This is a genomic window from Tenacibaculum mesophilum (genome assembly GCF_003867075.1).
Classification (GTDB): Bacteria; Bacteroidota; Bacteroidia; order Flavobacteriales; family Flavobacteriaceae; genus Polaribacter; species Polaribacter mesophilus.
In genome coordinates, this window is sequence record NZ_CP032544.1 from 3,131,032 (window position 1) to 3,145,767 (window position 14,736).

Annotated in this window: 10 protein-coding genes and 1 pseudogene; 1 reads left to right on the forward strand and 10 read right to left on the reverse strand. The window is 31.6% G+C overall.

Features of this window, described 5'->3' with window-relative positions:
* Positions 1-15: 15 nt before the first annotated feature.
* The 7 genes from D6200_RS14310 to D6200_RS14340 all read right to left on the reverse strand — a co-directional run bounded on the left by D6200_RS14310 (position 16) and on the right by D6200_RS14340 (position 9,509).
* Complete coding sequence (locus D6200_RS14310) at positions 16-555, reverse strand: sigma-70 family RNA polymerase sigma factor (RefSeq protein ID WP_047788485.1); 540 nt, start codon at positions 553-555, stop codon at positions 16-18.
* Between the two features lie 260 nt (positions 556-815).
* Complete coding sequence (locus D6200_RS14315) at positions 816-1,151, reverse strand: DUF3703 domain-containing protein (protein ID WP_047788484.1); 336 nt, start codon at positions 1,149-1,151, stop codon at positions 816-818.
* A gap of 51 nt (positions 1,152-1,202) precedes the next feature.
* Positions 1,203-2,816, reverse strand: a complete 1,614-nt coding sequence (locus tag D6200_RS14320; RefSeq protein ID WP_073181653.1) for an amidohydrolase — start codon at positions 2,814-2,816, stop codon at positions 1,203-1,205.
* The gene (locus D6200_RS14325) at positions 2,816-3,175 is read right to left on the reverse strand and encodes a MauE/DoxX family redox-associated membrane protein (RefSeq protein WP_073181651.1); all 360 of its coding nucleotides are present in this window, start codon (positions 3,173-3,175) and stop codon (positions 2,816-2,818) included. The genes D6200_RS14320 and D6200_RS14325 overlap by 1 nt, the downstream gene beginning before the upstream one ends.
* Before the next feature lie 3 nt (positions 3,176-3,178).
* The gene (locus tag D6200_RS14330; protein WP_073181649.1) at positions 3,179-4,618 is read right to left on the reverse strand and encodes a M20/M25/M40 family metallo-hydrolase; all 1,440 of its coding nucleotides are present in this window, start codon (positions 4,616-4,618) and stop codon (positions 3,179-3,181) included.
* 49 nt (positions 4,619-4,667) lie between these two features.
* Positions 4,668-6,449: a TonB-dependent receptor gene (locus tag D6200_RS14335; RefSeq protein WP_073181647.1), complete on the reverse strand. Its 1,782-nt coding sequence runs from the start codon at positions 6,447-6,449 to the stop codon at positions 4,668-4,670.
* 39 nt (positions 6,450-6,488) lie between these two features.
* Positions 6,489-9,509, reverse strand: coding sequence for a tetratricopeptide repeat protein (locus D6200_RS14340; RefSeq protein WP_083574761.1), 3,021 nt, complete (start codon positions 9,507-9,509; stop codon positions 6,489-6,491).
* Positions 9,510-9,633: 124 nt separating this feature from the next.
* Here D6200_RS14340 and D6200_RS14345 point away from each other — a divergent pair.
* A pseudogene (locus tag D6200_RS14345) lies at positions 9,634-10,156 on the forward strand (cell division ATP-binding protein FtsE); the annotation flags it as partial.
* A gap of 374 nt (positions 10,157-10,530) precedes the next feature.
* Here the strand turns inward: D6200_RS14345 and mdh are convergent.
* The 3 genes from mdh to D6200_RS14360 form a co-directional block, all read right to left on the reverse strand.
* The gene (gene mdh / locus D6200_RS14350; protein WP_073181642.1) at positions 10,531-11,457 is read right to left on the reverse strand and encodes a malate dehydrogenase; all 927 of its coding nucleotides are present in this window, start codon (positions 11,455-11,457) and stop codon (positions 10,531-10,533) included.
* A 126-nt stretch (positions 11,458-11,583) separates the two neighbouring features.
* Positions 11,584-13,503, reverse strand: coding sequence for an outer membrane protein assembly factor BamB family protein (locus D6200_RS14355; protein ID WP_073181639.1), 1,920 nt, complete (start codon positions 13,501-13,503; stop codon positions 11,584-11,586).
* 124 nt (positions 13,504-13,627) lie between these two features.
* Positions 13,628-14,647: a DUF6588 family protein gene (locus D6200_RS14360; protein WP_073181637.1), complete on the reverse strand. Its 1,020-nt coding sequence runs from the start codon at positions 14,645-14,647 to the stop codon at positions 13,628-13,630.
* Positions 14,648-14,736 lie beyond the last annotated feature (89 nt).

The following is a 14,736-nucleotide window of genomic DNA, read 5'->3' on the forward strand; positions in this document are numbered from 1 at the left end:
TTTGAATAATAAAATCTACTTACAAACTTTACAATCTTCTTTGTCTTGAATTTCACCTACTAATTTTCCTTCTTCGTTAAGTGAAAATCCACAGCAATCCATAAAACCTTGAGCAATTAATTTACGAGCACGTTGAATTTGAGATTTAGTGGTTGGTAAATTTTGTTTTAAAATGTCAGCAACTTCTTGCTGTTTTAAGCCTTTTATATCTGATAAAAATAGTGGATCTCTATACTTTTTAGGCAAGCTTTGTAAGATTCCACGTAAGCAATCTTTCTCGGTATGCTCTTGTTCTTTTATGTCTGTTTGAACTTCAAAATTTTTAAATTCAATTGTTTGATTAGTATTCTTGAAGTAATCCATCATCGTATTCCGAGCAATCGTAAAAATCCAAGGTTTTAGTTTGGTGATATCGTTTAATGTATGAAGTTTAGTGTGAACTTTTATAAATGTTTCTTGTAAGAGGTCATCAGTCACAGTAGTGTCTTTCACCTTACTTAAAATAAAGTGTTTTATATCATCTGCGTATTTTTTCCAAACTTGTTGCGTTGTCATTCTATAAATTTACGAAAAATGCCACGTTGAATAAATAAACATTTGTTTTTCATTTTATTCAGCGTGACAAAACATTTAAAAATTGATTTAATTAACAGTTACAGTTGTTGCATGTGCAGTTTTCACATGTACAATTTGAGCAGTCATTTGTTTTACATCCTTCGCAAGTGCAGGTACATTGATTATTATTTTTCATGATATTATATGTTTTGTGTGTTTATATAATAGACTAGGAAAAGGGTAAAAAGATGCATTTATTTTTAAAAATATTTTTGAAGTTCTTTTCTAACAGGAATAGGTTTAATTGCAGATATGTTAGAGCCACCTGTGTTTCCTGTAGGTACCCAAATTAAAGTAAATAAAATAGAGGCTATAATTCTAAAAAGTTGGCCAATAATTTCTTTACTGCTGTTTGTTTTTATTCCGTAAACTAACATGTAATAATGAGATATAGAGTGTCTATAAACATGTTTTTGTCCTAATACATGAGCGTTTTCTAAATGATAAAAAGACACCTGAAAGCTTTTGCTTTTAAGTGCCTTTTTAGCTAAAGTTAACTGCTTGTAAAACTCCTGTTTTCGTTGTAGTTGTGTCATGATTTATTGATTTTGTAAATCAGACTATAACGAATAGAAAAAGATGCATTTTTAATTTACTTTTTCACCATTAATATAGGTTGCTAAAACTTTTGTATTCGGAATTTCTTTTCCGTCGATTTTCACGATGTCTTTGTCTAAAATGATAAAATCAGCTACTTTACCAACTTCTATACTTCCTTTTTCTTTTTCTTCAAAGTTTGCATAAGCATTCCAAATAGTCATTCCTTTTAAGGCATTTTTTCTGGATAAAGAGTTTTCCATTTGATAACCTTTTTCGGGATATCCTTTTAAATCTTTTCTGATGGTTGCTGCGTAAAATGTATATAATGGACTAACATGTTCAATAGGAAAGTCCGTTCCTAAGGCAACTTTTCCGTATTCTTTTAATAAATCATTATAAGCATAAGCGCCTTTAATTCTTTCAGTACCTACACGATTTTCAGCCCAATACATATCAGAAGTGGCATGTGTTGGTTGTATAGATGGAAGTACATTTTTGAATAGATTAAAATCCTTTACATCTACTATTTGAGCGTGCTCAATACGCCAACGTCTGTCAGTTTTGTTTTTTAATACTTCGTTATAGGTTTTTAACATCACATAATTGGCAGAGTCACCAATTGCATGGGTATTCATTTGATAGTTGGAGGCAGCAATTCTCTTAGCTAATTTTTGTAAGTTCTCATAAGAGTTTACCAAAGCACCATAATGTCCTTTTTTATCAGAATACTCGTCTTTAAGAGCAGCTCCTCGAGAACCTAGAGCTCCGTCAGAATAAACTTTTACTGAACGAACGTTTAATCTATCCGTTTTAATGATGCCATTGTTGAGGTAGTAATCAAGGTTTTTTTGATTGTTAGAAATCATAGCGTATATACGCATTTTTAAATCCCCCGATTTTTGTAAACTATCAATTAACTCAATAACTTCTTTATCTAAACCAGCATCGTCAACGGTAGTTAATCCTAAATCAAAACAGATTTTTTCAGCATCTTTTAAAGCTTGAATTTGCTCCTTTTTTGATGGTTTTGGATTATTAATAAAATTCATCGCATTGTCAATAAGCACTCCTGTTAGCTTGCCGTCTTTTTTTATAAATTCTCCTCCGTTAATTTTTGAGTCAAGAGTTATTCCAGCTAAATCAATAGCAGCTTGATTGACTAACATTGCATGACCATCAATTCTACGAATAGCAACAGGTGTGTTTGGAAATATACTATCCAATTTTTCTTTGGTAGGAAACTCTTTTACTTCCCAATCATTTTGATCCCAACCACGACCTGTGATGTAGGTTGTATTCTTTTCTTTTTGAAAATCAATTAATCGTTGTAATACTTCATCATAACTTTCAGTTCCTACCAAATCTACTTTTTGCTGTTGTAAACCTAATCCGAAAAAATGACAGTGTGCATCGATAAATCCGGGGTAAACAGGTTTATTTTTAGCATCGATAAGATTAGTTGCTGTGTATTTTTCTTGTATTTCTTTATTGTTTCCTATGGCTATAAATTTTCCATCTTTAATAGCAAAACTTTCAGCGGTGTCAAAATTAGAGTTTACCGTGTATGTATAGGAATTAATAACAATAGTATCTACTTTTTCTTTTTGTTTACAAGAAAGTAGGAAACTAAAAACAAGTAGAGGGAGTAGTGTTTTTTTCATTAGTGTGTGTAAATTAAATAGGCAATATATAATAACAAAAACTGAAGAGGCACTCTTATAATGGCTATTTTCCTAGATCCAATTGCAGGTTTTTCTCTAAAAACATCCCAAATGTGAATAGGTAAGAAAATTAACATTAATAAAAACATTGCTAAGGCTGCTTGTTTGGTAGTTTGATTAATTAGTAATCCAATACCAATAAGCAGTTCTAATAAACCAGCTATGTAGTTTACAACTAATTTGGGAAGGAAATCAGGAATAAAGCGATTGAAAATCTTAGGTTTTACAATGTGCATAATACCCGCAAAGGCGAAAAATATTCCGAAAATAATTTTTAATACTACGGTAAAAGTATCCATGAATTAAGGTTTTAAAGCTTCTTCATTATATAAATATTTATCCATTAAATATACAATACTAGCCATAGAAGCACTTCCTAACTCAAGTTCACGTTTATTTACTTTATCAAATGTATCTGTAGCTGCATGATGATAATCAAAATAGCGTTGTGAATCTGGTCGGTAGCCTACTAAGGTAACATGGTCGTCTTTTAAAGGTCCGATGTCAGCACCGCCACCTCCAGCAGTAATATCATGTAATCCGTAAGGTGCTAAAAGCTTTTTCCAGCTTTGAACTAATTGCAAGTTTCTTTCATTAGCATCGATAGAGAAACCTCTTGGAGTATGCCCACCGGCATCAGATTCTAAAGCTCCAATATGTAATTCGTTATTTTCCTTTGCTAAACGAGCATATTCAGTAGCGCCACGTAAACCATTTTCCTCATTCATAAAAAATACAATACGGATTGTGTTTTTAGGTTTAATATTGTTCTTTTTAAACAAATAAGCAACTTCTAACGATTGTACAATTCCGGTTCCGTCATCATGTGCGCCTTCCCCTAAATCCCAAGAATCTAAATGTCCGCCAACAACCATAATTTTATTAGGGTATTCACTTCCTTTAATTTCTCCTACGACATTGTGTGAAGGGGCATCAGGTAAGTTTTCGCAACTTTGTTTAAAATAAAACTGTAAGTTAGGGTTTTCTTTTAAATGCTTGCTTAAGTTTTCAGCAGCACGAGAACTAATAGCAGCTGCAGGAATGTATTCTTCTTTTGGAATATCACCGTACCCCATAGAACCTGTGTGTGGATAATCATCAATTCCATTAGTCATAGAGCGAACAATGACTGCTTTTGCTCCAAATTTTCCAACTATGGCAGCTCCTCCATAGCGTTGTCCTACACAACCTCCATAAGCTTGAAAGGTATTAATAAGAGTGTTGTCAAAAGCACCATTGAAAAATACAATTTTACCATTGGCTTTATCACCTAAGTTTTTAGCTTCTTCAATATTTTTTACTTCGATAACTTTTGCTATAATTCCGTTAGAAGGTGTTGCAATTGAGCCTCCTAAAGCACAAATAGGGACATTTATTTTTTCTCCGTTAAATTCATAATTAGCAACTTCTTTTTCTCCACGAACCCAATGAGGCACCATAATGGGTTGTAGCCAAACAGAATCTAAACCAACTTCTTTCATGAGTTTTTCTCCCCAAATAACTGATTTAGCTGCACCTTCTGAACCAGATAAACGGCTTCCAATATTTTGTGTTAAATCATGTAGCCATTCATATGATTTACCTTGGGTAAGTGCAGTGTTGAATAGTTTTTTTACTTGTGTTGAATCTTGTTTGTAGTTTGCTTCTGTGTAGGTGTTTGAAGCTGTTGTAGGTTGTTTTTGTTCTGTTTTACAAGCAAAAAAAGTAATACTTGTAAGTAATAAAAAAGTTAGTTTTTTCATTTAGGGTATTAGTTTTAACACCCTAAATGTAAGTTATATATTTTAATTTTTAGAACAGTGTATCAAACTTCCAGGTTAAGCCGCCCATTGCTTGAAATCCTTGTACATTAAAGTTGTTGAATCGTTGATAGCTGTTGTTTAAAACATTGTTTAAGTTTAAGAAAACAGAGAACGAATCATCAAAATGATACCCACCATTAAAGTTTACATCAAAATAACTTTTTAAGTCTACTGAAGTAAAGGTCTCAGCAGGTAAAGTGTCATAAACTCTTCCTTTACGATTTCCTACGAAGTATAAGTTAGCACCAGCAAACCATTTATTGGTTTTGTAGGTTCCAAAAACTTCTCCTTTTATTTTAGGCGTGTTCCAAGCTTCTTCTTCATTGGTTAAGGTAAATTTATTAAACTGAGCATTCGCTCCAATAGTAAGATTTTTAATGCCATCAAAGGCAACTTCACCAAAGAAGGTCATTAACTTAATATCATCATAAATTACTTTAAAAGAGTTCCCATATTCATATCCATAGAATGTAAATCCATTAGTTCCAGCAATGTTATCACCCTCCGATTTTGATTGATTCAGTACAAAAAATGGATTATTTTCTATGTCAGCATAACTTACTTTTGCATTATAACTGAATTGATGATTTAGTTTACCTCTAATTCCTCCGAAAGCATCAAACTTTTTATTAGTTTGTCTCATGTCAAGAGTAGGAGACAAATATGGGTTATCATCTGTAAAAGATTGATACATATTTGTGGTTAAATCACCGGAAGCACCAAGAAATACATTTGCTAGTTCTTTAACTATAGGATAAGAAATCTCCACGTCAGGGTAGATAAAAAAGTTATTTTCGCTATTTTCTGTATCCATTGAGAAGTAACTTTTTGCTCCCAATTGAATAGCTAAATCTTGTACATTGAATTTGTAAGTAGGATGTACTCCAAGTGTAATGAAGTTATAATCTATCGGAGTAATTGCATCGTATGCGTAAGCATAAGAACCTCCTAAGTAATTAATAGTGGTATTTATATACAAATCGTTTAATTGGCGATGAAAATTATCTAAAGGAAAACGAAATTGTGCATTACCATCAACTAAAAATTCAGCACTTTCAAACGAGTCAGAGAAAAAAGCGATTGACCCATTAGCTTCATCTAAAAAAGAGTCATCTGGTTTTATTTGACCAAATATTTTTATGTGATTGTAACTTTGGGCTTCTTCAATAGCATTTAAAGTAGCTTCTGTAAACGTAATATTTGTAGGTAAACCGTACCAGTTGTATTTGTCTTTTTCAGCATCTAAACCTGCTGACCATTGAAAATAACGTTCTTGTTGGATATAGTTTAAGTTTAGGTCAATATTATAAAAAGTACTACTTAATTCTGTGTCAGCTACAGGGTCGGATGATAATAAAAACTTTAAATGCGCTCCTAATTCGCTATTATAACTTTCGCTACGTCTTACATATGCTTCTAAAAAAGGTGAAAGGACGTTTCCAAATCCAACTGATACGTAGTTTGGATATAACTTTTCTCTTTTGCCCAAGTCAACTTTTTTCATTGTTCCGCTTTTGGGGATAAAGGTAGAGGCAACAGGGACCGAAAATATTTGATATTCTAAAGCTTTTTTCTGAGTTTCTTTTGTGTGTTCAATTACAGGTTTTTGCTTTATTTTAAAAGCATCAGTAATTTTAGGAACATATGAAGTTACAACATTTACAACTTCGGTTTTTATAATAGTGTCTTTAGCTTTATTAGTGGTGTTTTTTTCTTGTGCATTTGTGTATGCTACTACAAATAAAACAAGTAAACTTAAGTGCTTTTTCATCGATCTAGTCATTTAACTTTCGTTTGTTATTAACAAATTTTAGTTTTGGGTAGTTACTGATTCGTTTGTTTTTGCTTCTTTATTTTTAATGGTACGAAGCTCGTTTTTTGCTTCTTCAATTACATCTTTATACTGTGTAAAGTTTTTGATGATGTTCTCCAGGATGTATGTTGCTTGATATGCATCTTTCAAAGCATAATAGTTTTTAGCCATTATTATATAACTTTTAACTCCCCAGTACTTATATGATGAGTAGTTGGCAATTAAATCTTGTACAGCTTTGGTAGATGCTTCATATTCTTTATTCTCATGCAAAAAGAAAGCATTGTAGTATAAACATTCGGCTTTCAGTTCACCAGTAGCTTTTTTACTAGCTTCGTTAAAATATTCTTCAGCAGTTAAAAAGTCATTGTTTTTGAAAGAAGAGCGTGCTAAAATTATTTTAGCATCCTCAGCAATATTAGTATCTACCTTTCCTTTGAGTAACACTTTTTCAGCATAAGTAATAGCATTGGTGTAATCATCTTTTTTATAGTACCCTTTCATTAAATTACTTTGAGCAAAAATGATGTTTTGTGGGTAGTTAGCTTCCTTTTCTAGTTGTTGGAGTACTACAATACCGTTGCTCCAATCTTCTTTTTGTAAATAAATATTAGCTAACTTCGTTAAAGATTCTTCTGTAAACTCGCTTTTTGTTTGTTTGTTTACATAGGTGTAGTGAGGGATAGCTTTATCAAATAACTTTGTGTTGTTATACGCTTGAGCTAAGTAAAAATGAGCTTTTAAGACATTAATCCCGTTAGGAAATTGTTGTAAGTATTTATTGAATCCTTCAATAGCCTTAGTGTTGTCGTTCTCTAGGAATTTATTTTCAGCAGATTGATAGGTTGCGTTATCTAATTCTGCATTGCTAACATTAGCAAAAGGTATGTTTTTAACCCAAGCAGCATATTCATCTACTTTACCTATATCGATATATACATTTTTAACGTTGGTTACTGCTTGTTTTGCTTCGTTTGAATTAGGATGCTTCGCAACAACTTCTTTATATTTTTCGATAGCTTTTCTATTATTGTTGTTGCTATAATATAATAATCCTTGGCGTAATAATACATTTGGAACGTAGTTGCTTTTTGGATGATTCTTTAATAAACGTTCGTAAGTTTTTTGTGCTTTTGAGGCATTATTCATGGTTGTATAGGTTGTTGCTAACTGAAATAAAGCATCGTCTTTTAATTGAGAACCATCATAGTTACTAATTAAAGTTTCAAGGTTTTGAACTTTTACATCGTTTTTACCTAAGAAACCATTACTCATAGCTGTTTGATATTGTGCATAATCTGATCCTACACCACCTTCTTGTATTACCTTATTATATGCCTTAATAGCATTTGTGTAGCTTTTTGAAGCATAAAAAGAATCTCCTAAGCGATTGGAAGCATCATCATTTAAATCGTTATCATCCAAATTTTGTTCTAAAAATTGCTGAAAATATTTTGCAGCATTCGGATAACTTTTTAGTTTGAAGTTTGTGTATCCAATTTGGTAATTAAGCATCTTAGCCTCGTTAATATCCTTATCAGTAACAGATAAGAAGTGTTTAAGAGCGCTTTGATAATTTCCTAAAGAATATTCGGTTTCAGCCAACCAGTAAGCAGCTTTGTTACTCACAGTAGCGTTCTCTGACTGAGTTGCATTTACAAAGTATGGTTTGGCTTCTGTTATTTTAGTTTCGTTATATAATTGAATTCCCCTGTATAAAGAAACTTCATTAATAATACTTTTACTTTCTGGAGTCTCTGAAGTATTTAAAAAGTCCAAAGCACCTTGATAATCTTGTTGATGCAAGTATGAAGTCACTAACAAATTGCTAATTTCAGCAGCGTATGGAGATGTTGGGTATTTAGCTAAAAAGCCTTTTAAAACATCAGGAACACTTTCGTACGGATTTCCTTCTTCGTAACTTAACTTCGCATAATTTAAAGAAGAACTTTGAGTAATTTGAGCATCAAAATCCATTTCACTTGCATTTTTAAATGCGTTTAAAGCTTCCGTTTTTTTATCTAATTCTAAATAACACTCTCCTAAATGATAGTAAGCATTTTGCGCTACTTTGTTATTTCCACCAATAATTTTATTAAAATTACTAACAGCAGTTTCATAATCTTTTTGTTGATAATAAGCATAGCCTAAATAATAGTAATCGGTATTTGTCCAACGACCATTTTTTCCTTTGTAGGCTTTTAAAAACGGAATAGCTTTTTCGTATTTTTTAAGGTTAAAATAACTTTCACCAACAATTTTAGAAATTTCAGAAATCTCTTTTTGATCTTTCGTAGTTTTTAGTAATTGTTCTCCAATTTGAATTGATTTATCGAACCTTCCAGCTTTAAAACTAATATCTAATATATAGTAATTTGCTTTTGCTTGGTAAGTAGCATCATTAGCCAGTTGACTTAAATTGTCTTCTGCTTCTCCAAAGTTTTCTTCTTTATAGGCTATGTATCCGTAATAGTAACGAGCGTCGTTACCATAAATAGGATTTCCTAACAGAGTTTGAAAACGAGATTTAGCATCTTTTAAATAGTTAGAAACTAATAATGCATAGCCCATTTTATAATTGAGTTCATTTTTTTCTTCTGGACTCAATAGTTTTTCATTTACTTTTTGATACCATTTTAGGGCGTGAGCAGCTTTTCTGTTGGCAAAATAATAATTACCAACATTTAAAAATGCTTTTTCTTTTTTATTGTTGTAAGGGTAGTTTTCAACAAACTGATTAACTCTATAATCAGCATCATCTTGTTGTAATTTTATTGCACACATAGCATCATAATAGTCAGCATCAGCTTTTAAGTTATGATGTTTTTCAGAGTTTATAGAAACTTCGCGAAAAACTTCTTGAGAAGCAGCGTAAGCTTTATTATTATACAGGCGCATTGCTTTATGAAAATTGGCATTTACATCAGTATTTATAGCTGATTCTTGCGCTATTACCGCTGTTGTAATGGTTAAAAAAAGAAATAAGTAGCAGCTTTTTTTGAAACAGTTAAATCTCATATTTTTTAGTTATCTAGAAACTATAACGTTAGTTTTTTATTTTTGTTGGGAGACTTTTTATCAAAAGTAAGAAATGTTAGAGAATTACGTTATAAAATTTTAGATTTGTAAAAAACTACACTCCATGGAAAATCCTGTTTTACACCTAGAAAACGCAGATATTTATCAACAAGACAATTTAGTGTTATCAAAAGTAAACTTTACCTTAAATAAAGGTGATTTTTATTATTTAATTGGTAAAACTGGAAGTGGGAAAAGTAGCTTGTTAAAAACCTTGTATGGTGATTTACGTTTGCAACGTGGTTTAGGAAGCATCGTTGATTTTGATTTAAAGAAAATGAAAGAAAAAGATATTCCTTTTTTAAGAAGAAAATTAGGTGTCGTTTTTCAGGATTTTAAACTATTAAACGATAGAAACGTATTTGAAAATTTAGAGTTTGTATTAAAGGCAACTGGGTGGAAAGATAAAACTGAAATGAAAGATAAAATTCATGAAGTTTTAGATAAGGTAGGAATGAAGGAAAAGTACTATAAAAAAACTTTTGAATTGTCTGGAGGAGAGCAACAACGCGTAGCAATTGCAAGAGCATTATTAAATAATCCTGAATTAATTTTAGCAGACGAACCTACGGGGAACTTAGATCCAAAAACTTCACTAGAGGTGATGGAGTTATTGAATGAAATTCACCAAAGTGGAAAAACGATTCTTATGGCTACGCACGATTATCAATTGATTGTAAAGTTTAAACAAAAAGTAATTAAATGCGAAGGTGGAGAATTGTTTGAAGTAGTACAGCAAGCAGTTTAATTTTTTATAAAAAAAAAACAAACCCACTTCAAGAATGAAGTGGGAAAATTGCTATGAAAAACTATGAAAAGAAACACTACTAATGCTTCTCCATAATAAAGACGTTCAGATTAGCAGAATCTTACACCACTATTTGAATTTTAACAAAAAATTACAAAAAAGTCCTGAGTAAATTCATTACTCAGGACTTTTAGATTCTACGTTTTTAACTTCCTAGAAAGTTAAAGTAGTGTTGTTGTTTTTAACAGCTTCAGCAGAAGAAGTTAAAGCAGCTTTTTCTTCCTCGCTTAAGTTAATTTCAACGATTTTTTCAATTCCGTTTTTACCTAATACTACTGGTACACCAATACATAAATCAGATAAACCATATTCTCCCTCTAATAAAGCAGAACAAGGGAATATTTTCTTTTGGTCACAAGCAATTGCTTGTACTAAACCAGATACAGCAGCACCTGGAGCATACCAAGCAGAAGTACCTAATAAACCAGTTAGGGTAGCACCACCAACTTTAGTATCTTGTTTTACTTGCTCTAATCTTTCTTCTGATAAGAATTCAGATACAGGAACAGAGTTACGAGTAGCTAAACGAGTTAACGGTACCATTCCTTTGTCAGAGTGACCACCAATAACCATTCCGTCAACATCAGAAATAGGAGCTTCTAAAGCTTCAGCTAAACGATATTTAAAACGAGCAGAGTCTAATGCTCCACCCATACCAATGATTCTATTTTTAGGTAATCCAGTTGCTTTGTGTACTAAATATGTCATAGTATCCATTGGGTTAGATACTACGATAATGATTGTATTAGGAGATTGCTCAACTAAACTAGCAGCTACTGATTTTACGATACCAGCATTGATTCCTAATAACTCATCGCGAGACATTCCTGGTTTACGAGCAATACCTGAAGTAATTACACAGATGTCTGATCCAGCAGTTTTGCTATAATCTCCTGTTGTTCCTGTAATTTTAGTATCAAAACCATTTAAAGAAGCAGTTTGCATTAAATCCATTGCTTTACCTTCAGCAAAACCTTCTTTAATATCAACTAAAACAACTTCAGAAGCGAAATTTTTAATAGCAATGTACTCAGCACAACTAGCACCTACAGCACCTGCTCCTACAACCGTTACTTTCATTTTATATATGTTTTTTGTAATTAATTATGTTTATAAGTGCGGAATCCGCACAAGATGCACAAAAATAGCGATTTGGCTATGGATATAAAAGAAAAACCCGTTGATATTTCAACGGGTTTTATATTGTTAGTTGTAGCTAAATATTTTTAAGTCTTTTCCTTTAGAAAAATAAATCTTTTTAGCGGGCTTGTCAATTTTGTATTTTGGTTTATCTACACCAAACTCATATGTTTCAACAGTGTCACCAGAATCTTTGTTAACTTGCACTAAAACTTTTTTACCTCCTTTGTTTGCATAGAAGAAGGCATTATTTTTAGTGGCTTTAAAAGCATTGTGACGGTCTCCATCCCATAATAACTCTCCTATTTCAGAAATCGTTGTTCCGTCGTTAAATTGAGATACGCCTTTGTTAGCATGTTTTATACCGCGATTTATTGTGTTTTGTTTACCTACAAAAGCTCCTGATCCAACTAGTGCTGATCCATATGTGGCGTTAGCGTATCCAAGTCCTTGCATTCCAAAACCAGTAAAACCTAATGCATAAGAACCAAAATTCTTTAAATGTCTAAACCCTTCGCCAGGTTGTTTAAAGTATTCATTCTTTATTACATTACCTTTGAAGTCTGTAATTACATATTCCCAGTTGCTGTTGATGAAATAACCATTGTCTCTTATTTCAACAGAGGTTATTTTACTAGCATCATTAAAATTAATCTTTTTTACTTGGTCTTTTCCAAGTTCTTTGTCAGGGTTTAAAATGTATAGTTTTTTACCACTTAATAAAATTAAAGAGTTGTTTTTCTCATGATAGGTTAGTTTATCATTTTTTTCATCTAATTTAATTTTGTATACTCTTTTCTCTTCTCCGTTTTGGAAATATTCTATTCTGTATGGGGTTACAAAAATAGTACCTTTATCATAAGAGAAAGTAGTGAATTCTTCTTCGTCGTCTACTTCAAAATCTACATTTTTAATAACCTTTTGAGGTTTTTTCCAAACTTTTTTACCAGTATTATCTACCAAATGCTTTTTGTTTTTGTAATAAACAATATAACCTTCTGAAGTTTTTTCAACACCTTTAACTTTTTTTCTTTTGAATTCTTTTTTCCAAGCATCTTCACCAGTATGATAGTCAAATAATTTAGCTCCGTCTTCGTGGATTAAAAATAATTTTCCATCCTCAAATTGATAGTCTACAAACCCCTCATCTAGTTTAATAGGTTTTTTCCAAGTTTCTTTACCTGAATTTACATCAAAAGCAATAAGCTCTTTACCAATTACTTTTTTCCCTATTAGGGATAATCCCATGGTAAAACCAGCTTTAATAGCTCCCCCAACTAAAGAACTACTTTTGTTTTCAACAGCGATTAAAGACTTATTATCTTCTGTAAAAAACAATTTACCAGCGTCGTATTTTTCTGATAATATAACTTTACCATCAGATTTGTTGATTAAAAAAACAGTTTTACCAGCTGTAAAAGCAATTTTATCTTCGTTTTGGATAAAGTTATAAGCACCTGCACCTCCTAATAATAAGCTTCCTAATTTCTTATTGGTTTTTATAGAGCTTTCCCAAATGATGTTATCATTTTCAATGCTAGTTAAAAATAGTTTAGCTTCAGTTTTATCAGTTTTTGCAAAAAATAAAATAGCATTTTTGCCAAAAACAAACTTGTCATCAAAAATTCCTTTGTATCCATTGGTCTTTTCGTCTAAAATTTTATGACCCGTTTTGATGTTGAAAATTGTTTGATTAAATTTTCCGAATGGAGATAATGCTACTTCACTAAAAGAAGAACCTCCATCTTGACCAAGAGCATTAAGATTTTTAATAAATCCACTTTCTTTGAACTCCCATATTTTTTGACCTGTTTCACCATTAACTCCATATACGGCACCGTCTGTTGTAATCACGGGAATCCCTGTTAGGTTGTGTAGGTAAACGTCACTAATTTTACTATCGAGAGTAAGTGTGTGATCAGGGGCCTTTTGGGCAGATACTAATATAGAGATTAATAGAAGTAATAAGAATAATTTTGTTTTCATAACACTTAAAAATTAAGAGGTTAAAATTTTGTTAAAGTAAAAAAATTAGTTGCGAATATAGAGAATAAAAAAAACCTATTTTTACAAAATAGGTTTTTTTTATTATTGGTTCATAAAGTGAGTTTTATCTAAAACTAAAAGCAATACCTGCATTAACAGAGTTATACTCTTGTAAGGTATAACTTCCGAAGATTTTAAAGAAACCTAAACTTAAACGAGCACCTAATGTGGTGTTAAAGCTACCTGTATTAGTCTTTAAAGATAAAGGGTCAGTAACTCTTTCTTCATCTACTGGAATATTATTGAATTCGTATCTAAGAATGTAGGTTCCAAGCATATTTAGTCTGGTATTACCTCCATTATATCCTACACCTCCGTAAATATTAATAACAGGAAAGTTTAAAGATGCAATTGCTTGTACAGTATATGAATTTAGTTTAAATTCTGCAGAAGCATTTTCGGTTGATACATCACCAGAAACATCACCTATTGTATAATCAACATTCATATTGGTGTAGGCAGCTAGTAAAGAAACATGCAATGGTGTTTTATCCATAGGACCAAACCAATTGGTAATTTCTTTTTTTACTCCTATTCCAAACAATCCTCCTTTTACATCATCAGAGCCTACTTTTGGTACATATCTAACCATTGCTTCAAATTTATAAGGAAGTCCTAATCCAATTTGAACAGAAGGAGCTGGTACGGCATTAGCAGGTAGATCATCTTTAACGCCTTCAGGCATTGTAAAGTTAGCTTCAACTTCTTGTCCATTAACGGTTGTTCTATATGTTAATTCTGCAGGAGTTAGGGAATTGCTTCCAGTAACTGTTGGTGTAGTATTTTGGTTATAGGTAGTATTACTAGATAATCCTATTTTTGTTAGATTAAATATTTCATCTTCAGAAGGTACAAAAGAAGCATTAGCACCAATAGTGATATCAAAGCCAAATTTTTTGTGAACTTTAGCAGTATGATACCAGCCATTGTTCATGCTATAAATAAAACCTTTCATAGCAGGATCTAAATAAGCATTTGTTAGTTTGCTAGCGTCTTCTTTTGCTAATAAAATAGTTTCTAATTCCTGAGCTTTAACACTAAAGCTTACCATTAAAGTTAAAAGTGGTAAAAGAATTTTTTTCATAATTATGAGGATGTTGTTTTAAGCGGTAAAAATATAAAATAAAAAAAAGCTCAATAATTTTATTGAGCTTTTTTGTCGTTAAGAAATTG